General features: G+C 52.1%; 18 protein-coding genes and 1 tRNA gene. 8 read left to right on the top strand and 11 right to left on the bottom strand.

The features are described from left to right. Window positions 1–254: 254 nt before the first annotated feature. Window positions 255–1223 carry an HD domain-containing protein gene (locus tag VFA09_13475; GenBank protein HZU68280.1) on the top strand — a complete coding sequence of 323 codons (969 nt, stop codon included), beginning with the start codon at window positions 255–257 and terminating at the stop codon, window positions 1221–1223. 20 nt (window positions 1224–1243) lie between these two features. On the opposite strand, the gene glgA is transcribed toward VFA09_13475, so the two are convergent. The 6 genes from glgA to extP form a co-directional block, all read right to left on the bottom strand. Beyond that, window positions 1244–2713 carry a glycogen synthase GlgA gene (gene glgA, locus VFA09_13470; GenBank protein ID HZU68279.1) on the bottom strand — a complete coding sequence of 490 codons (1470 nt, stop codon included), beginning with the start codon at window positions 2711–2713 and terminating at the stop codon, window positions 1244–1246. A 100-nt stretch (window positions 2714–2813) separates the two neighbouring features. Next, entirely contained in the window at window positions 2814–4301 is a 1488-nt protein-coding gene (locus VFA09_13465) for a hypothetical protein (protein ID HZU68278.1), read from the bottom strand. A 91-nt stretch (window positions 4302–4392) separates the two neighbouring features. Further along, on the bottom strand, window positions 4393–5385 hold the full coding sequence (locus VFA09_13460; GenBank protein HZU68277.1) for a c-type cytochrome: 993 nt from the start codon (window positions 5383–5385) through the stop codon (window positions 4393–4395). Window positions 5386–5555: 170 nt separating this feature from the next. Further along, a complete protein-coding gene (locus tag VFA09_13455; GenBank protein ID HZU68276.1) occupies window positions 5556–6254 on the bottom strand; it encodes a ubiquinol-cytochrome c reductase iron-sulfur subunit in 699 nt (232 codons plus the stop codon). Between the two features lie 42 nt (window positions 6255–6296). After that, the gene (locus VFA09_13450) at window positions 6297–6839 is read right to left on the bottom strand and encodes a hypothetical protein (GenBank protein ID HZU68275.1); all 543 of its coding nucleotides are present in this window, start codon (window positions 6837–6839) and stop codon (window positions 6297–6299) included. 107 nt (window positions 6840–6946) lie between these two features. Further along, window positions 6947–7723 carry a selenite/tellurite reduction operon b-type cytochrome ExtP gene (gene extP / locus VFA09_13445; protein ID HZU68274.1) on the bottom strand — a complete coding sequence of 259 codons (777 nt, stop codon included), beginning with the start codon at window positions 7721–7723 and terminating at the stop codon, window positions 6947–6949. Window positions 7724–8465: 742 nt separating this feature from the next. Between extP and VFA09_13440 the strand changes: the two genes are divergently transcribed. Next, window positions 8466–9581, top strand: a complete 1116-nt coding sequence (locus VFA09_13440; protein HZU68273.1) for a sensor histidine kinase — start codon at window positions 8466–8468, stop codon at window positions 9579–9581. Window positions 9582–9601: 20 nt separating this feature from the next. After that, entirely contained in the window at window positions 9602–10246 is a 645-nt protein-coding gene (locus tag VFA09_13435) for a response regulator transcription factor (protein ID HZU68272.1), read from the top strand. Window positions 10247–10332: 86 nt separating this feature from the next. On the opposite strand, the gene VFA09_13430 is transcribed toward VFA09_13435, so the two are convergent. Then, a complete protein-coding gene (locus VFA09_13430) occupies window positions 10333–10680 on the bottom strand; it encodes a hypothetical protein (GenBank protein HZU68271.1) in 348 nt (115 codons plus the stop codon). A gap of 570 nt (window positions 10681–11250) precedes the next feature. Here VFA09_13430 and VFA09_13425 point away from each other — a divergent pair. From VFA09_13425 to VFA09_13405, 5 genes are all read left to right on the top strand, one after another. Next, on the top strand, window positions 11251–11442 hold the full coding sequence (locus tag VFA09_13425) for a helix-turn-helix domain-containing protein (GenBank protein ID HZU68270.1): 192 nt from the start codon (window positions 11251–11253) through the stop codon (window positions 11440–11442). 92 nt (window positions 11443–11534) lie between these two features. Continuing rightward, window positions 11535–11608 (top strand) — tRNA-Gln (locus tag VFA09_13420). A 144-nt stretch (window positions 11609–11752) separates the two neighbouring features. Beyond that, complete coding sequence (gene glmU / locus VFA09_13415) at window positions 11753–13240, top strand: bifunctional UDP-N-acetylglucosamine diphosphorylase/glucosamine-1-phosphate N-acetyltransferase GlmU (protein ID HZU68269.1); 1488 nt, start codon at window positions 11753–11755, stop codon at window positions 13238–13240. 7 nt (window positions 13241–13247) lie between these two features. Next, window positions 13248–14711, top strand: coding sequence for a hemolysin family protein (locus tag VFA09_13410; GenBank protein ID HZU68268.1), 1464 nt, complete (start codon window positions 13248–13250; stop codon window positions 14709–14711). Window positions 14712–14716: 5 nt separating this feature from the next. Next, window positions 14717–15664, top strand: coding sequence for a hydroxymethylglutaryl-CoA lyase (locus tag VFA09_13405; GenBank protein ID HZU68267.1), 948 nt, complete (start codon window positions 14717–14719; stop codon window positions 15662–15664). A gap of 121 nt (window positions 15665–15785) precedes the next feature. Here the strand turns inward: VFA09_13405 and VFA09_13400 are convergent, their stop codons facing one another. From VFA09_13400 to VFA09_13385, 4 genes are all read right to left on the bottom strand, one after another. Continuing rightward, the gene (locus VFA09_13400; GenBank protein HZU68266.1) at window positions 15786–16079 is read right to left on the bottom strand and encodes a CopG family antitoxin; all 294 of its coding nucleotides are present in this window, start codon (window positions 16077–16079) and stop codon (window positions 15786–15788) included. A 165-nt stretch (window positions 16080–16244) separates the two neighbouring features. Beyond that, a complete protein-coding gene (locus VFA09_13395; GenBank protein ID HZU68265.1) occupies window positions 16245–17693 on the bottom strand; it encodes a S41 family peptidase in 1449 nt (482 codons plus the stop codon). Between the two features lie 319 nt (window positions 17694–18012). Continuing rightward, complete coding sequence (gene infC, locus VFA09_13390; GenBank protein HZU68264.1) at window positions 18013–18654, bottom strand: translation initiation factor IF-3; 642 nt, start codon at window positions 18652–18654, stop codon at window positions 18013–18015. Window positions 18655–18816: 162 nt separating this feature from the next. Beyond that, entirely contained in the window at window positions 18817–20763 is a 1947-nt protein-coding gene (locus VFA09_13385) for a bifunctional homocysteine S-methyltransferase/methylenetetrahydrofolate reductase (GenBank protein ID HZU68263.1), read from the bottom strand. Window positions 20764–20820: the final 57 nt, after the last annotated feature.

The following is a 20820-nucleotide window of genomic DNA, read 5'->3' as shown; positions in this document are numbered from 1 at the left end:
TTGAAGATTTCCTCTTCAGTATAGGTATGATGGCGCGAAAGGTCAATGGTAACGCTGCATGGGCTACCAGTCAGTAGCAACCGCAAGGGCCGCCGCTATACATCTGTCCCTCAATCTCGATCCATGCTCACCCCGCCCTACTTTCTTTATACGTGTCGTGTCAAAAAAAGCGGAAAGTATGCGGTGCTTCCGCTTTTTTTGACACGACACGTATCTATAAGAATGAAACCACAAACAATCTGGAGGTTTATAGCATGGCAGAGCAATTTTTCCACCATGGCACCGCGCCTGAACCACTTCGTATCAGAGATTTCCAGGTAAAGAGCACCATCTCTGGATGGCTGTTTGCGACAGAAGTGCAGGTGCGCAAGGCAAACAACGGTAAACCCTTTCTTGACCTCACACTACGCGACCAGCTCGGGCAAGAAATCACCGGTCGATACTTCGACCCACCAGGCAACGAGGCTCTTTTGCCAAGGGAAAGTACGGTTGTGCTTTTAGAGGGATTGGTCGAAAAATTCAATAACCAGGTCTATATACGCCTGTTACGGGCCATAACAGATGAAACTGCTCCACCAGAACTTTTCCTGCCCGCAACTCGCCATCCCCTGGCCCAGCTTGAGCAGAACCTGCGACAACTCATAGACAAAGTCTATCACCCAGACCTGCATGCTCTACTCGAAAGCTGCTTTACTCCTGAAGTCGTCGCGCGTTTTCGCCGCTGGCCAGCGGCGGTGCGGCATCACGGAACAGTCATTGGAGGATTACTGGAGCATACAGTACAGGTGGCCTTGATCGCCGATAGGATGACGCAGATGTACCCCTGCAACGCAGACCTGGTGCTGGCAGGCGCGCTCCTGCACGATATCGGCAAATTGGAAGAATTGGAAGAGCAGGTTGGATCGGGCTTCACGCCTGATGGCCGTATGTTCGGCCATATCGTGCGCGGATTGCAATATGTTCAGGAGCGAGCACAGCAAATGAGCACATTAGACGCGGCCATTCGCAACGATCTGCTTCATATCATTCTGGCCCATCACACCAGGGAATACGGTTCGCCTGTAAGCCCCGTGAGTATTGAAGCCTTGATCGTTCATCTTGCCGATAAGGCAGAGGCCAGCCTGAGCGGTTTTATTGAACATTGCGAACGCACAACAGGCCCCGACGGCTGGTCATCCTACAGCGCTAAATATGGAGGACAGCTGAGAATGCCTGCATTGTGACGAATGATGCCGGAGCGCAATTATTGGCCACTGTTGTGAAACTCGATGGCATCGCGGTAGACATCGACATAGGCTTTTGCGGATGCGTGCCAGGAATGGTCAGCAGCCATGCCGTGTTGTTGCAAGGTACGCCAGATATCTTTGAAACGATAAAGCTCCAGAGCGCGCACAATGGCAGCAAACAGTTCCCAGGGATCATAATGAGTAAAAACGAAACCATTACCCTGCCTTGTGTCTGGATCATACTCCTGTACTGTATCTGCCAGCCCGCCAACATGATGCACGATGGGAACGCTGCCATAGCGCATGGCGATCAATTGGCCCAGGCCACAGGGTTCAAAACGCGAGGGCATTAAGAACATGTCGCTGCCTGCGTAAATCATCTGCGCCAGTTCCGTATTGAACGTCAGAAAAGTAGCGACCTGCTCGGGATAGCGAACAGCCAGGTTCTGAAACATTTCGTGATAATGCTGATCGCCAATACCCAGGATAACGAATTGGATGCCCTGGGCAAACAAGGGTTGAACAATCTGTGCAAGGAGATCAAACCCTTTCTGGTCTGTGAGCCGCGAGATCATGGCGATCAGCGGGACATCGGGCTTGATGGGCAGATGCGCCCTTTCTTGTAGCGCGCGCTTATTTTCGGCGCGTTTATCCAGCGTTTCGGCATCATATTGTGCGGCAATATAATGGTCGGTAGCGGGATTCAATTCGGTATAATCTATGCCGTTGAGAATACCGAAGAGACGGTCGCGGCGCGAGCGCAGCAGGTGATCGAGTTTCTCGCCGTAAGTGGGAGTGAGTATTTCTTGCGCGTAACGCTGGCTCACAGTTGTGACGGCATCGGCAAAGAGAATGCCACGCCCCATGATATCGACCACATTGGCGAGTTCAACGATTTGTGGATAGAGAAAACCACCCGCGGCTACACCCGCAACTTCCAGGATGCGATAGCCAAAAATCCCTTGATACGCGAGATTATGGATGGTATATACAGTTGCAGTTGCAGCAAAGAAAGGATCATCGCGATACACGGTATGCGTCCAGTTAGGCACGATGCCGGTTTGCCAGTCATTGCAATGAATGACATCGGGAGACCAGTTCAAAGCGCGAACTGCTTCAAGTGCCGCACGGCAAAACAGGATAAATCGTTCGCCATCGTCAGTATAGCCGTAAATATTCTCGCGATCAAAATAGCGTGGAGCATCTATAAAATAGACCGGTATGCCATTGCCGATGCTCCCCTGTAGGACGCTCACGTGCTCGTGGAAACTGGACATCTGTACTGTGAGCGAATCGACTACGGGCTTCAGTTCGAACCGTTCCGTGGAAATCTGTCCAAAGCGGGGCATCACTATGCGCACATCGTGTCCCAATTTCTGCAACGCTTTGGGCAAGGCACCTACCACATCGGCCAGGCCGCCCACTTTAGCAAATGGCACCGCTTCAGCGGCCAACATCAGTATTTTCAGTGGCTGTTCGTCCTGCATTGCTCTACTCCCCTACGTTTCCATTTTTCGCATTATAACACGAGCATAAGAGCAAAAAATAGGAGCGCAACGCGTGCGCTCCTATTTTTTGCTCTTATGCTTATATCTTATAGCGGTTACGTGTCAGGAAGTAGAACTGAACAGCCGTGAGCACGCCGGTGATGATAATAACCAGCACCGCGTTGATGCTATTGGTTATACCAGCATTCAGCCCGGCTCCAGGAACGAAAGGAATGTTCGGGTTTGTCTCTCGGAAGCCGGGTATAGAGAAGAAGGCGAATGCCGTCAGGTAAATCAGCAAACAGGTGCCTATGACCAACCATTGACCCAGACAACCGAGGTTGTTTTCTCCCACGACTGCGAACTCGCGACGCGCGACGCTTGTCCAGATGACAGCGAGGATAAGGCTCCCTCCACTAACCAGCATAGCGATTAAAAGCTCATCTGGATGCATGTGTGTGACCAGTGTCGCCAGCGCGAGTAATGCCGCGGTCGTTACTCCTGCGATGACAACAAGGTTGCGCCTGGTCTTCCAGAAAGCCACGGCGGCAATCAAAAGGACGAAGTTATTCATCGTGATAACAGCATCTATGATGTATCCTGCCTGCTGGGAGAAGCCACAACTTTGCGGAACGGCGGATGGCTTGCCGCAGACCGTCAGATAGCTACCCAGGCCGATGAAGGTCCAGGAGTGTATCCACGTGATTAATGGATAGATCACGAACCAGGCAAGCAGGCAAACTGCTCCTACCTGCGCGACTACGATACCTGTAATGTACAGGTTCGACATGGTGCGCTTGCGTACCGGGCGCATCAAATAGTGCAGGCGCAAGGCAAATGCCCCCAACGTGCAAAAAATGGCCGCACCGAGAATGACATTCAAAATGGTGTCTATGATAGCCAGCCCGGTGAATGGTCCAGGACACCCTTTAGCCGCGTTGATGGCATAGGGGCACTGCGGGTAAATCATGGGTGCTAAGCTCTGGTCGGTTACGAAGGTATAAAAGAACATAAAGGCGACCAGCAAAACGCTGCCCACGATGAGCAGGGTGCGAATTGTGCGCGTCGTACCAGGGTCGCTGCGGTCTGGATTGCGCAGCTCGCGCAGAGCAAGCATGCTGTAGAAGACCATACCGACGCCAACGGCCATGATTACTGTGCCTATCATCACAAGGTCTATAGCAGCGGGTTCCAACCAGAGTACATTTCCGCCCAGGACGGGATTCCAAAACACATTGGTGTGTGGAAAATACTGATTTCCCGTATACGATGCCCACAGAAGCAACAACAGGCCGAGGACGCCAAGAATCACGCCCAATCCGGTGAAAATAATCGGTGGTATCAACGGCTTGGGGTCAAAGAGCATCACAATCACCTGAACAATGACGAAGGCGGCAATACAAATGACTCCTAACGCCAGTACACCTTGCTCAAAGCCGGTGAGCGACGAGGAAGTCATCTCCAGATTAATATAGCTGGGGATTTGCCCGATGAGCAAGGCGGCAATGAAGAAAAAGCCGACGCCAAATATCATTGCTCTCGACCAGGATATGCGATCAGGCACCTCCCGTTGTGTAGCTTGTTGCATAACTTGCAATCCCTTTCAACACTCTGCGCCTTTCGCCTCGCCTGCATTGGGATGGCGAAAGGCATATCGCAAGATGTATGATGCGAACGATTTATGGCACAATGGTTATCTCAGCTACCATACTAGGGTGAATCTGACAGTAGTAGAGCACCTGATGATTGCTATTAAAGTTATAAGCTGCCGTTGTCACCGTCCAGGTAAACGACTGGCCTGGCTGGATATACTTCGCAGGTGAGTTACCTGAGTCGAATATATTCGAGGCAGGTGTTGGAGAAGTCGGGCTCTCGCCTTTCATCGCAGTCACAGTATGCGGCGAAGTACTCTTATTCACCCAGGTGATGGTGGTGCCAACCTTGACCTTGATGTTTATCAACTGGAAGCACGCGGGGGTGCAGGTAGCGCCAGGTGGCGACTGGATGATATCAACGGTCACGCTCTTCTGGTTCGTAAAATCCTGCGGTGCGCCGAATTGGCCCGCGGCATCCCTCGCGACAGCCGTCTGATAGGTAGATGGAGCGCTCGCCTGCAGATCAGGCCCTACCTGGCTAAAACCGTTAGCGCTTGCACCGGTAGGATAGCCGTTCTTCTGTAAATAGGCAGGGTCGGCCGAGCGAAGCAGTTCAAATAGATATTGAATTTGATTTGAATCCAGGGGACCATTATATTGTTGACTCATTGGCGGACTGAGATATTGCGAGGGATTAGTGGGATTAGGAATACCGGCACTGATAATCGCCAGCAACTGCGCATCACTCAGGTTATTTACGGCAGCGCTCCCATTGAGTTGCGGGCCGGTACTCAGACCCTGCCCCTTAAGACCATGGCATTGCTGACAATACTGCGCGTAAAGCCCGGCGCCATTTGATACGGCGAGAGTATGCTGCTGCACCTTGGCCATAGCCTGCGCGTTTGTCTCCATGATCCAGAGTACGGGAATAAACATTGAGACCACGGCAAGCATTATCAAGGCGCCATACCCGGTCTTTTCAACCGCATTTGTGCGTGAATAGAACAGGAAGAGCAGGGCGCCAACGACTATTAACAGGATAACAATACCTATTACAGCCTGTACTGGATCTATCATAACACACTACCTCTCCTATCGTCCTGCCATGAAGAGGCGACCCTGGTAGTCGCCCGCCTCATCCCTTGCGGACACCACGCAGGACGGATAGATGCCGATTAATAAATAATGTAGGGGCGACCACCAGGGTCGCCCGCCTTACCCTATCTTTGCCCCGAAGGCGCCTATCACTAGACGCTGCATGGTACGCTTGGAATAGCAATCAAGCGTGTGCTGGCGTCCGGGTGCTGGACAGTTTGATTCAGGGTGCCTGTACTCACTACGACGTTACCCTGCTTATCAAAGTACATGGCAAAACGGTCCAGGCTTCTAGGAGCCGGTCCATCAAGCCATTCTCCATTAACATTATAGTGCGAACCGTGACATGGACACTTAAAGCTATCGCAGTCATCGCGGAACGGAACGGTACAGCCCAGGTGAACACAGCGCTGGTACAGCGCAACCCAGTAGGAGCCATCGCTATCTTTGACGAAGTTCTCCGATTGCAGCTGCTCTTTTAGATCGGAACCATGCAACAGGAAAGGCGTATCCGCGGCCAGGTGAGAAATGTACGTTTTGGCGAGCTGTTCGTAAAATACACCCTTCTGGCCTAATATGTAATTAGCAGGCTTGGCAGCAGGAAAGTCCGTCTTCTTGCCAACGGCGATATCCGAACCAAACTGACCTGCCAGATTTGGATACAACATGTACAATGCTCCACCCACGGCAGCGGTCGTAGACAAACCCCAGACTGCCAGCATTGACCTGCGCAGGAACTTTCGCCGCGAGAGACGCTGTTTGGCTATTTCAGCCGCCTCGGCGCCTCCACCGTGCAAGACCTCATACTGCTGTGGTGTAAGAGCAGGTCTATCGCTACTCTCAATACTCATATTTTAACCTCTTCTAGAGAATGGCTGGCCGAATTGATGGTATTACAAATCAAAGTAGATGTGCTGCCAGGGCCAGACCCAGACCCAGCCAGGGCCGCGGAAGAAGCTACCAAACAAGGTGACCACAGCCCAGAATACGGCAAACATGGTAAAGGTAATAATTGCTACTTTACGGTCGGCATAGGCGCGGCTTGGGTTGCGGTCCACATAAGGCAATACCGCAAGACCAACCAGCACCAATCCGGGAACCAGCACGCCGGCAGTAGTAGGCTCGAAGTAGTGCAGGAGTTCCTGCAACCCGAGGAAGTACCAGGGTGCTTTGGCCGGGTTCGGTGTCACATTTGGATTGGCAGGCCCTTGCAGCGGGGCATCGATTTTAATCGACAGCAGCGTCACCATCACCATCACGATGGTTGCGGCGAAAAACTCGCGCACAAGCAGGTGCGGCCATACAAAGACCGAGTCTTCCAGAGGCTTCTCAACACGTGTGATCGCTTCCTGTTTGACTACTGCCAGTGTGCGGTAGCGCCGCTGAGTTGCCGACGCTTGCGTCTGCACTCTTGGTTCTTTTTGTTCAATCGACATGATGCGTACTTCCTCTCATCTCAATGGATAGAACCGTCTACAGGCCGATAAATCGGCCACTACGGTGAAGCCGTAATCGCTAATTACCGGCCTCCACATCATCGCCATTAACGAACTGTGCCCGTCAATGCACGCTCGGCCTGGGTTCGCGCTTCCAACTCCCTGCGAGAAGGTGGTGGTGGACCGGCCGCGCCGCCATCCTTACGAATACGCCAGAAATGAACAGCCATCAACAGCGCTCCCGCCAGGGGCAACAGGATCACATGTCCTACATAGAACCTGATCAGCGTGGCCTGGCTTACTGCTGCGCCACCAACAAGCACGCTGTACACCGGGTTGCCCAGGATCGGCGTATATGGCGCCAGGTTGGTGCCTACAGTAATAGCCCAGATAGCGATCTGGTCCCACGGCAGGAGATAGCCGGTGAAGCTCAGGAACAGGGTTACAAAGAAAAGTCCAACGCCTACGACCCAGTTAAACTCTCTGGGCGGCTTGTACGCGCCATGATAAAAGACGCGAATCATGTGTAACGTTACCGAAACCACCATCAAGTGAGCTGCCCACCTGTGCATATTACGCGTCAGGTGACCAAACGACACTGCGGTGCTCAACTGGTTGATGTTCTGATACGCCGTATTAGTATCTGGGACATAGTAGAACATCAGGAAGACACCCGTGATTGTCAGCAGCAGGAATAAGAAAAAAGAGATACCGCCCATGCACCAGGTATAGGTAATCTTCATTGCCTGGCGGCTGACTTTCACCGGATGCAGGTGCAGAAATACATTGCCCATCATCACCAGCGACTGGTTGAGTGGGGTGTCAGGATAACCATGACGAAATATAGAGCGCCAGACCTGGCTCTCGACCATTTTCTGCGTCATTGTGTCGAGCAAGCTCTTCTTCGGTACAGAACTCACAGTGCCTGCCTTTCAACTAAAAAGTCCTTTGTCTACACATCATCTGGGATGCGTAGAGAGCTGGTTTACCGCACTCGTCACATTAGCGTTGACGGTGTGGCCTGGTGCCAACTTCTGTGGCCGATTATAGCATACAAACTATCTTGCTGTATACCTCTTGTTGAAACTGAAGTGAGAAATTCTGTTTCAACTCTGGCCTGGAAACAATTTGGTCTCTGTTCTGATTGTAACGCAAACGTAAAGAATTGAGAAGAGTTCAAAGGTGATGTACCACTATCAGGTACACCGGATTCCTACTCAAATTTAGATTACTCTAACCCCCAGCAATGGCGTATCAGGTATATACCTGATATTCCTGCCGTATACACCTGATTTCATGCGCTCTCAGCACGCAAAGCTGGCATCCTCACGTATTAGTAGGACACCAACCAGGGCCGGATCGATCGTCACCGGTCTGCTGGATAGGTAACAGGAACGAGACTTCCTCAAGTGATTTGAGCGAGAACCGGGTTTGACATGTTATCCGTACAACCAGTACAATAGAAGTAATATTAGAGAAGGATTTCAATTCTCCTTTCGTCCTCCTACATGTAGGGACGACCCTCGTGGTTGCCCGTCTATGGGTCCGGCACATCCTTGCAGGTTCCAGGCAGGACGAATCAGGAACCAGCATCGCGAGACAGACCGTCCTCCGAGGGATATCACCATGATTTATTCTCGAACGAATCTTGAGACGGAAACAGAGCCGGTACAAAGGAACCGCATGCTCAAACCATTGCTCAGCATCCCTGTTTTCTATAAAGTTCTCATTGCCAACAGCCTGATCATCTTCATTGGCGCAACAGGGGGCACATGGCTGGCTACCCATCTGAACAAGGAGCCATACGCAACGCCCATGTCCCTCATCATCTTTATCGCCATTGGCTGGCTAGTAAGCATCGTCCTCAACTTCGTTGTCTTGCAGGTCGCCTTTCGCCCGCTCTTCCACCTCGGTAAAGTCATGAACCGCGTCCAGCAAGGCGAGCGTTCCTTGCGCGCGCCCCTCACGGGTGTTGACCCTGAAGCTGATCAGCTTGCACGCACATTTAACATGATGCTCGAAGCTCTCGACGAGGCATCTCACCAGCGTGCCAACCAGATCATCAAAGCCCAGGAGCAGGAGCGCAAGCGCATTGCCCGCGAGCTACACGATGAGACAAGCCAGGTACTCACTTCCCTGCTCATTAGCCTTGCCCTCCTCGAAGAATCCATCGGCCCATCCGAAGCCCGCGAGCGGATCGCCGAAACCCGCGCGCTTGCTCATCAAACCCTGCGCGCCATTCGCAATCTCAGCATCGACCTGCGGCCAAGCGCCCTCGATGACTTAGGACTGCTGCCCGCTTTGCGCTGGTATATCAAAGAGTATCAGAAAAAATGCGCCATCGAAGTCGAATTTCAGGCTTCCGGCCTCAAAGAACGCCTGCCCGCCGAAATGGAGACTGCCCTTTACCGTATTGTCCAGGAATCGTTAACCAACACAGCCAGGCATGCCAATGCCCATAAAGTCACCATCACTTTGAAAGAAGATGGTGAAGCCGTCCACGCTACTATTATCGATGATGGCCACGGCTTTGACTACGAGACTCTTGTGAAAACCGGCGGTCAGGAACGCAGCATTGGATTGGCAGGCATGCAAGAGCGAGCAGTATTGCTTGACGGTATTCTGACCATTCATTCAACACCTGGGCGTGGCACAAGGGTCGAAGCCCATATTCCATTGCCATCCTCCGCCGAATGGCGCAAGCCGTCAATAGATGAGTTGGCCCCCCAGGAGGCGCAATAGATCGTGAGAAGGTTATGAAAATGCATATATTATTAGCCGACGACCACACCATCTTACGTGCGGGACTTAAAATGATGCTCAACGCGCAGCCCGACATGGAAGTCGTAGGCGAAGCCCAGGATGGTCGCCAGGCCATTCATGAAGCCCAACGCCTGCACCCCGATATCGTCCTCATGGATATTACCATGCCTGATATGAGTGGCATCGAATCCACGCGCCAGATCAAAAAACTCCTGCCTGACGTCAAAGTCCTCATATTGACCATGCATGAAAATGATGAATACGTCTTCCAGGCTTTACGCGCAGGCGCATCTGGTTACATGCTTAAAGAGGCAGCAGACACCGAGCTCATCTCAGCCCTGCATGTCGTTCAGAACGGCAACTTCTACCTCTCACCCAGCGCTCAGTCTGTCATGGTCGGAGATTACCTGCAGCGCGTCCATGCAGGTGAAGAGAAGGATAGTTACTCAAGCCTTACCGAGAGAGAACGAGAAATATTAAAGCTTGTCGCCGAGGGCTTCACTAATAACCAGATCGCCGAACGCCTTGTCATCAGCCCCAAAACCGTCGATACCCATCGCACGCACATCATGGATAAGCTTAACCTGCACAGCCGGGCCGAACTCGTCAAATATGCCATGCGACGTGGCCTGCTTGAAGACTAGCACGCGATGCATCGGCCCCTACAAGCTCTGTAGAGGCCGATGCAAGGCAATCGCATCTAAATTTTGGAAACCCTCTACAAGCTGCGTTATGTCTCGTCATCCTCGCCAAAATCCAGGCCAGAATCGTCTTCTTCCGCGAAATATTCATCGCTATAAAAGCCGACATCCTTGCCAATATACACGCTCACCAGAAAATCATCTCGCGGCATATCAGCGGACAGCACAAGGTCCTCATCGATCTGCTCGATCAGCTTCGTTAGATCTGTCTCTTCCAGTTCGCGTTCCAAAATAAGCGTCCCGTGAACCGTTGTCGTCGTAAAGTGAATATCTACCGTCCCTAGCCGGTTATTGCTCTGCAAGCTCGAACCCTGCATAATGTAATAGCTTTCAGAGTAAGGTGTGCGAAAATGTCTCTCAAAACGAATATCTTCCATAAATTCCATTCAAAGCGCAGCCCATTGTACTACTGCGCCCTCCTTTCTCAACGTAGAGCCGCAAAAGTGTTCGCTCATGAATCTATTTGACGAGCTAGACGAATGGCTTGATAACATCTTGCTGAACGCATGAATCCATGCTCTGCACATTATACCATTCATTCTTCCGTACGCATAGAAGTTATTCCTGGTGATTCCCCAGAAGTCGGGCGGCTCCGCTCATTAAGAAACCCCTTCTGCGCTGGCTCAATCATGTTGTCTTTGATGAACTTGACAGCATTGCAGTAGTAGGAGAGGTACCTAACGTGTCACCATAGTGAAACTAGTAAATACTGGAAACCAGTCCATGACCATATATATTGTTGTCACATTTTTTAAAGGACTCATTGCCTATGTTACTACATAGCTGCTTCTTTTAGCAAGTCTCTACTAGTGTAGCTGAATTTATCTTATTAAGTACTTGTTTTTAGTGGTTAATACAAGTGTAACCGAATTTTTCCTGTTCTGTCAATGCTCATTGACATCGATTTGCGTCCTGGCTTATAATTACCAGAAAAATGGGGTACTACCGTGAGTGGTAAGGATTTTCTTTCCGTTGAAGAGGTTGCGAAACGTCTTGGCTTAAAGGAAGAAACAATACGCACATATATCCGTCAAGGCTTGCTCAATGCCTATCGTTTTGGGAATGTTCTTCGTGTTCGTGTTGATGATTTTGAGAAGTTTGTGGAAGAGCGAAAAATCAGGCGAGATAAGGACAAATAATTTTTTGGAAAATTACAATGCTTCGGTATCTTGTCAATACTTTTTCAGCATGTTATAATCGCGGCATAGTGATAGTGCTAGCTGATCAATAATCGGGTGTGGCCAAGCGGTAAGGCAGTGGACTTTGGATCCACGATCCCAGGTTCGAATCCTGGCACCCGAGCCAATTTTCTTCTTGAATGGGCAGTGCAGTTCTCGCTAGTTGTATATCTGATAAATAAACGACCGGAGATTGCGCTGAAACGTTTGCAGCATATCAACTGTGATACCACCTCAAAAAATAGAGCAAAAAAGGTTTGTGAACTTTATTATGAACACGTATGCGGCCGTCGTGCTTGCCGCCGGCAAGGGCACACGGATGCGTTCAACTTTACCGAAGGTCCTTCACCAGGTGGCGGGCCTGCCGCTCATTGCGCACGTACTCAATGCTGTCGAAACCATTCCATCCGCTTCAGCCTTCTCGCCGCACCTTGCCAGCCCCTCTGCTGATCGCCCCATCGTCGTCCTCGGCTATGGAGCAGAGCAGGTTGAAGCGACTCTTGGCGACCGCTGCCTCTACGCTATTCAGTCAGAACAACTTGGGACAGGACACGCCGTTCTCGCTGCGCAGCAAACCATTGACGGCCTGCAGCCCCAACCGCAAGCCGTCCTTGTCTGCTACGGCGATACCCCTCTCATTAGCAACGAAATACTTGCTCGCATCCTGATCGAACATTTCAAGCAGCGGGCCACCATCACATTCTTAACCTCCATCACCGATCTGCCATCTGATTTCGGTCGTATCATCCGTGACGACCAGGACCAGGCGCGTGAGATCGTCGAGGTGAAACGCGCTACCGAAGAACAGAAACGCATCCGCGAAGTTAATTCCGGCGTCTATTGCTTTGATCGAAGCTGGCTCTGGCCGGCTTTGCACAACCTGCCGCGCAACCCCTCCGGAGAATACTACCTTACTGACCTTGTCGCCATCGCCAGCTCGCAACAGCGCACCATCATCACCGTCAGCGGCTCCCTCGACGAAACCATGGGCATTAACGACCGCGTCCAGCTCGCCGCCGTTGAGCAGCTCCTGCGCCGTCGCATCCTCGAGCGCCACATGTACAATGGCGTCACCATCATTGATCCTGCCACTACCTATATCGGAGTGGAAGTAGAAATCGGCATGGATACAATCATATTGCCCGGCACCATCATCACCGGCAAATCAAGCATCGGTTCCCACTGTCGTATTGGACCCGGCACCACTATTGATCAATCCACCATCGGCGACCACTGCATCGTCCGCAATTCCGTGCTGGAAGAAACCACTTTTGAAGATGGCGTCAGTATCGGTCCTTTCAGTCATTGTCGTCCAGGCGCGTACCTGGCACGTAATGTACGTATGGGTAACTTTGGAGAAGTCAAAAACTCCTATATTGGTTCGGAAACCGACATTCATCACTTCAGCTATATTGGTGATGCCACTCTGGGCGAGCATGTCAACATTGGCGCAGGCACCATCACCGTCAATTACGATGGCATACATAAAAATCATACCGAGATCGGCGCATGGGCGTCCATTGGAAGTGATACAATGTTAGTAGCTCCTGTTACCGTCGGTGAATATGCGCAGACAGGAGCCGGTTCCGTCGTCAATCGCGACGTGCCTCCTGGGGCTGTGGTTGTTGGTGTCCCGGCGCGTTTTTTGCGCACGCGCCAGCCTATCGATAGCACGGGAAACTCTAACGATGGCTCTGTGAGTTATTCCGTTGATAGCCCCGTAGATCGCTCCAGGGCGGAGAGTGGCGAAAAGGAGTAGTATAGTTATGGACGGCCCTGGCTTAGCCAGAATACTGGCAAGTGCCTCTGCAGTCATCCACGCTGCCATCAATACACAGGCTCCACAAATTGATAGTGGAACCTGGATCCAAATCTTTGTACTCATCTTATCACTCATACTCGCCGGCATGGCCTCCGCCGCGGAAACCGCTTTTACCTCCATCAGCCGCATCAAGCTTAAAAACCAGGTCGAAGAGGGTGATCGCAAAGCGATTCAGATTGATCATCTGCTTACTCAACCGAATGTCTTCCTCTCCACCATTCTCATCGTCAACAACGTCGCCGTCATCGTTGCTTCGAGCATGGCCACTATCCTGGCGTTGCACTTCTCGGCCACACTTGGCGAACTGATTTCGACTATCCTCACCTCACTGGTCGTCCTCATTTTCTGTGAGATCACGCCTAAAACCGCCGCCGTGCAAAACCCTATGCGCTGGGCACGTATGCTCGTCGATCCCGTGCGTGGAGCCGCCTGGGTCCTGCGCCCCATTGTCTGGGCATTGAGCGCTATCACTAACTCGCTTGTGCGACTCCTTGGCGGACAGATCAAGCACCGCGGACCATTCGTGACAGAGGAAGAACTGCGCCTGCTCGTCACGGTCGGTGAGGAAGAGGGCGTACTCGAAGAGGAAGAGACCGACATGATCAATAGTATCTTCGAGTTCGCCGATACTACCGTGCGCGAAGTTATGATACCGCGTATTGACATGGTCACGCTGCCCAGTACCGCCACCGTTGATGAAGCCGTAGACCTCGCCTTACAGGGTGGCTTCTCACGTATCCCCGTCTATGAAGAAAGCGTTGGCATCGACGAAATCATCGGCATCCTCTACACCAAAGACATGCTCCGGCAACTGCGCGAAGGACACAACTCTCTTCCCATACGCGAACTGGTGCGACCGGCCTACTTCGTGCCCGAAACTAAAAAACTCGACGATTTACTGCACGAAATTCGCCAGCGTCGCGTCCACATGGTCATCGTCATCGACGAATATGGTTCCGTAGCAGGACTCGTGACCATCGAAGACCTGGTCGAAGAGATCGTCGGCGACATTCAAGATGAGTACGACCGCGAAGAAGTCCTGTTTGAACGCGTCAATGAGAACGAATACATCTTCGACGCGAAAATCAGCATCGACGATTTCAACGAGGTCATGGATACGGACCTGGAAAACGAGGATTACGACACGCTAGGCGGATTTTTGTATGACAAGCTCGACAAAATACCGGTGGCAGGCGATACCATCACCCACGAAAATATCACCTATACGGTCTTAGCAACCCGCGGCAGGCGCATTACCAAAGTCAGGGTCGTGCGCAACCAGCCACAGGAAAGTAATCCTGCTAACCGGCAGAACGAGGATTCGAAGTCCGCCATGCTTCCGCCGCCAGATCACGAAAACAACAGGCATTCCGATGAGCCTTCTCATCATGAAATTCGAGGAGTGTAACGCTCATGATACCAAGTCCAGGACCATCTCAGGAGTTTTCTCCACAATTTCCGCGTTCAGTACGCATTGTTGAAGTGGGTCCCCGTGATGGACTGCAAAACGAAAAGGCCCTCGTGCCAACCGAACAGAAGATTCAATTCATCGAGATGCTTGCCGGCGCCGGTTTACCCGTCGTCGAAGCCACGTCATTCGTTAGCCCGCGCGCCATCCCGCAACTAAGCGACGCCAGCGCTGTTATGACGAGTATAAAGCGCCTGCCCACCACTTCCTATCCTGTGCTGGTGCCCAATATTAAGGGTATGGAACGCGCATTAGCCGCCGGCGTGCAATCTATTGCCGTATTCACCGCTGCCAGCGAAAGTTTCACCCGCCACAACATCAACGCTACTATTGCTGAGAGCCTGACCAACTTTCGTCCCGTGGTGCAACTGGCGGGGCAGCACAATATTCCGGTACGTGGCTATATCTCCACCGTCTTCGGCTGTCCCTATGAAGGCTATGTTTCCCCTCGTCAGGTTCTAAACGTTGCGCAGGCTTTGCTAGAAATGGGTGTCAACGAACTTTCACTGGGGGATACTATCGGCGTTGCCACACCCAACCAGGTTGTCGAAGTCATCGGCCTGCTCGTCAACGAGGGAGCAATTCCTATCGAGCAGCTCGCGGTTCACTTCCACGATACACGCGGCACAGCCCTGGCGAACGTACTCATGGCGCTGCAAATGGGTATCAGCATCGTGGACTCTTCCGCCGGTGGACTGGGCGGTTGCCCCTACGCCCCCGGAGCAGCTGGCAACCTCGCCACCGAAGACCTGCTCTACATGCTGCATGGCATGGGCATTCAAACCGGAGTGGACCTCGACAAAGTAGTTGCCGCTACGCGCTTCATCGCAGCATTCCTGGGACACGCGCCAACGAGTAAATATTTTCAAGCTGCCGAGAGTACATGCCAATAGCAGATTAGACCTGCGATGAGTGTGGAGTAGGGAAACTCTATCCAGGGGACAGGTAATTGCAGACCTTTCAGGATGAAGTAGAACAAACGCCGGATGACCTGATCCCAAAACTGAGTTATTTCTATGACGCGTGGCGCTCCTTACGGAGACGCTCAAGTACCCAGGAACGTATAAGAGTAGATTTCTTTAATCCTTTTTCGCGCGCAATAGCTTCCACTTCATGATCAGTGTCTGGCTCAAAGCGCACCTCTACCTTGACAGAAAGCGGCTTAGCGACTCGCACTTTTGTTGGGGTAAGCTCGTCAAGAAATTCTGTAAAGTCGTGGGTATCCCAAAACTCGGCTTCCTCTTCACGACTTGCAAAGTCAGGAATACGGCTATCTCCGGTTTCGGTTGGTTTACTTTGCTCATTCATGGTTGCTCCTGCGCTTTCTGCTCGCGATAGTACCGTCGTTCCGTCTTGTAAGCTGGCCGGGCAGTAACAATATAGTAGATTCCCTCTCCATGTAGCAATTGTGCTGCAAAACAGGACAAAGTCAAGGGAGAAATTGTTCTGCACCTGGTACAATAAGCCTGGTTCCTAAGGATGCCCCTCCAGGTACTTAATCGCCGACACCAGCTGATTATCTCCGCTACTCAGGATTTGCTGCTCCGTCATATTCTGTTGATTCTCGATGGTAGGCGTCACTTCAGTAGCCTTGGGGTTTAAATTTACGGTGATATTGGGAGTAATGCCATTGCCGCGGATAAAATGACCATCCGGCGTTAACCACTCACTTGTTCCCAGCAGGATAGCCGAGCCATCGGCAAGATCAAACTCTTGCAGAACCGTGCCCGTCCCAAACGTTTTCGTCCCCATGATGATCGCCCGGTGGTTATCCTGCAATGCACCGGAAACAATTTCCGCCGCGCTTGCAGTATTCCCGTTCACCAGCACCACAATTGGATCCGTTGTATCGACGGTCTGACCCGTCACGGTATCGGCTTTTCTATTGCCCGAACTATCCTGCTCGATCAGCACGGTTTTATTGCCGCCCATAAACTCGCTGGCGGTGTCGATGGCCTCCTGCAGGTAGCCTCCAGGGTTATCGCGCAAATCCAGAATGATTTTCTTCGCGCCCAACTTCTTTGCCTGGGTGAGCGCGGCTTTCAACTGGCTCGAGGTCCCATCGGAGAACTGCACGATCTGAATATCCGCTATATGATCCGGCGCAATATAATGCATGATAACACTCGGAACGGTGATTTGCTCCCGTGTGACCTTAATCGTCAGCGTAGAATTTGTCGAGGGACGCTTCACTGTGATGGAAACGCTGGTACCTGCCGGTCCGTCGATCAGCGAATGAATTGCATCCAGGCTCTTGCCGGCTACGTTGGTACCGTTGACGGCGACAATAATATCGCCCGATTTAAAGCCTGCTTTTTCAGCAGGTGAGCCGGGGATGGTACCAGTAATGATGATATTCTGTGTCTTAGGGTCTTGCTCCAGGTAAATGCCGATGCCAACAAAAGAGCCACTTAACTGCTGGTTCTCCGCCTGCACCTCCTGTGGTGTCAGGAAGCGCGTATGACCGGTATCACCCAGCACATTCAGCATCGCCTGAATCGCCTGGTAGGACATTTGCTTATAATTCACGGCTTTGCGGTCAACATAATTCTGATTGACAATGTTCCAGGCCTGGTCGAACAGGCTCAAGTAGCTTTGCGATGGATTATTCGCATTGAAGGTTGGCGTGCTGAATGCCTGGTGGCCAAACCAGCCGGCCAGAAAAGCGATCACCATCAAGGCAAGCGTCACCACAATTTGCCCAAATATGCGGCTTCTATTGCGCTTATTGCCCGATAAAGGATTAGATGCAGGTTGTGAATGCGTCGAATTCTGCTGACCGGGTACATTTGTATCATTCGCATTGAAGCCTATCTGACCCAAAGAGCCAGCATTTTCAGCTGGCGCAGGAAGTTGATTTGCATCGTTCTGGGGAAAATGTTCGGGCTGTTCATACCAGCGTGGATCGTCGTAGCTACTCACCTGTGGCCTCCCATATCTCAATACATGAAGCGTTTATAGTTTTCATACCAATGGGTATCATTAGTTACGCGCAAAACAGAATGAATCAGTGCGATACTTCTATCGTAGTAGCCCATATTCTGAAAAGTCAACCGCTTAGTGATAATAAAAAATAGGGGCGCATGCGTACCCGCTACTCGCACCGAACACTCTTACCGTATTTTTATCTACAAACGGAGAGGTAATTCATGCGTTCGCCAGGCTTCAGCGCCCCATCGAGTTTGTGTCCTCTTCAACTATAGGCTATGTGCATCTGCATATGCCGGTAAGGGAAAGAAGCCTACATATCCTTTGCACCGCCTGCTGCCTCGTTACTCTCGGGAACAAGGGCGGGTTCAGGTGCCGGCGTCGTGGCTCCATTATTTGTTGTTGCCGGATGCGCTTTCTTCTTTTCGGGAGCGCCCGGTTGCTGCTTCTTAGCCGGCTCCCAGCCAGGTGCGCGGGAAACAATCATCGACATCATCCTGCCCTCCATACTGGGAGAGCGCTCGATGATAGCTGTCCCCTTCAACACCTCCGCAATTCCATCCAGCAACTTTCGTCCAATATCCGGGTGGCGCATCTCCGCTCCTCGGAATTGAACGCTGACTCGCACCCTATCGCCTTCGGCCAAAAATTCCTGGATTTTACGAGTCTTCACGTCAATATCATGTTCGTCTGTACGTGGATGTAACCGGATCTCTTTGAGTGTGATGGTCTTCTGATTCTTACGTGCTTCGTTCTCTTTCTTCGCCTGCTCATACTTATACCGGCCGTAGTCCATCAATTTGCACACGGGCGGCACAGCATTGGGCGATACCTCGACCAGATCGAGATTTCGTTCGCGGGCAATATCGAGCGCGCGCGGCGTGGGCATCACGCCGATCATCTCACCGTTTTCATCGATCAGGCGCACCTCACGCGTCCGAATACGCTCATTCACCCGCGTCTCTCGCGGACGGTCGCTCCCCCGAAAATCCCTGTTAATAGGCTGGACCTCCTTATTTCGAATACATCAAAAAATGGTAATCAAACTGCTCCTGGCAAAAAAACATGCTGAGGAGACTTATAAAGTGTAGCATACTCCTTGAAGCAAGTCAAATTTTTATCGTTGCGCCGCCTGCTCGATCAACATCTTCGTTAGCGTTGCTACCACGTCATAGCGCCCATAAGACGGCATCAAATAGACGCCCTGCACCAGCTCACGCGCCTGGGTCAGGAGTTCCTGCGCCATCCTCAGGCCCTCTTCGCGCCCCTGCTCGCCGGCAGCGCGCATGCGCGAGCGCACGTGTTCAGGAATAGTAATGTCGGGTACCTCATTGTGCAGGTATTCTGCATGCCTTGAACTATGCAGCGGAATACAGCCCAGCAACATGGGAATCGGCGGTTTCCCCACTCGATCCAGGAAGCGCAATAATGGGGCCAGCTCGTATATCGGCTGTGTCATAATAAAATGCGCGCCTGCGTCGATCTTGCGCCTGTATTTCTCGATCTCAAGTTCCCGCTGTTCATCGGTCATATTCAAATTGAGCGCCGCTCCAATGTGAAATGAACTTCTCGCCCCTATCGATGATCCCGCCGCGTCGTGTCCCTCATTCATGCCGCGGATGATTCGGATTAACCCTACCGAATCTACATCCCATACCCCCGTTGTATTGGGATAAGCGCCCACCCGTAACGGATCGCCGGAGAGCGCCAGGATATTACGTATACCCAGCGCGTGTGCTCCCAGGAGCTCCGATTGCAGCGCCATCAAATTGCGGTCGCGCGTCGTAAAGTGAATTATTGTTTCGATACCCAGGTGGTCCTGAATCAAACGCGCAAGCGCAAGGCAACTCATACGCACGCGCGCCATAGGACTATCGGCAATATTGATGCAATGCACACCAGCTTCCTGCAAAAATACCGCCCCCTCAAGTATTTTCGCCGGATTCAGGCCCTTGGGGGGATCAAGCTCGGCGCAGACAACGAACTCCCCCGCATCCAGCTTTTCTTGCAGGCGCGTTCTCGATCCCTCCTGCGGTAGAATGACTTCCTCTTCGAGCAATCGCGCAATCACGGCCTTGCCATTAGAGGGTGCGACAGTTTGCAGTTGCGCAACATCGACCGGTGCGCTTGCGGTTACCGGAGTACGCGCGCCATATTGCTCATCCAACGCTTTGCGCATGGCGGCGATATGCCGTGGCGTTGTACCACAACATCCACCAATCAACCTTACCCCTGCCTGCGCAAAACGCAGGGCATAATCCGCGAAGTAGTCGGGCGTCGCTACATAGAAGAAACGGTTGCCGATGCGGGTCGGTAAACCTGCATTGGGCTGCGCGGAGAACAGGCTGGGTTCGCCCGTCGCATCACCCTCTGACTGGCGAACCTGAGCGATCATCTCCTGCAAGGCATCGAGCGTCGCTGCCGGGCCAACGCTACAATTCGCGCCCATCACATCTACCCCCATATCATAGAGAACCGTCGCCACCCGTGCCGCCGACTGGCCTGAAAGCGTGTGCCCATCTTCATAGAAACTCATCTGCGCGACAATGGGTAGTCCTCCCACCTCTTGAGCCGCCAGCACTGCCTGTCGCAACTCCGCCAGGCTCGAAAACGTCTCCAGGATCACAAGATCGGCGCCGCCCTCCTGCAACGCACCAATTTGTTCGCGAAAAATTGCGCGCAATTCACTCAAACGATGCTCATCGGGCGCCTGCAAGGGACGACCTGTCGGGCCGACGGCTCCCGCCACAAAAACCGGCAGACCCGAGATCTCGCGCGCCTCTCGTGCCAGTCGTACCGCGCGGAAATTGATCTCACGTACCTGGTCTCCCAGATTATATGTCTCAAGCTTCGTGCGGTTCGCCCCAAAGGTATTCGTTTCAATAATCTCGGCGCCCGCGCTGATATATTCACGGTGGATGCCCGCGATCAATTCCGGCTGCGTTAAATTCAGAGCATCAAAGCACTGTTCATAGGTGATTCCTCGCGCATATAAAAGCGAACCCATCGCTCCATCGCAGAGCAAAGGTCGCTGTCGCAGTTGTTGCAGTAACACGTGTTCCATAGAAAAAAGTTTCTCCCACCAGCTAATCTTGACAGCTACTCATCGTCCTCTATTGTA

Source organism: Ktedonobacteraceae bacterium (assembly GCA_035653615.1).
In the GTDB taxonomy this organism is placed as follows: Bacteria; Chloroflexota; Ktedonobacteria; order Ktedonobacterales; family Ktedonobacteraceae; genus DASRBN01.
This window is presented reverse-complemented; position numbering and strand designations above follow the sequence as displayed.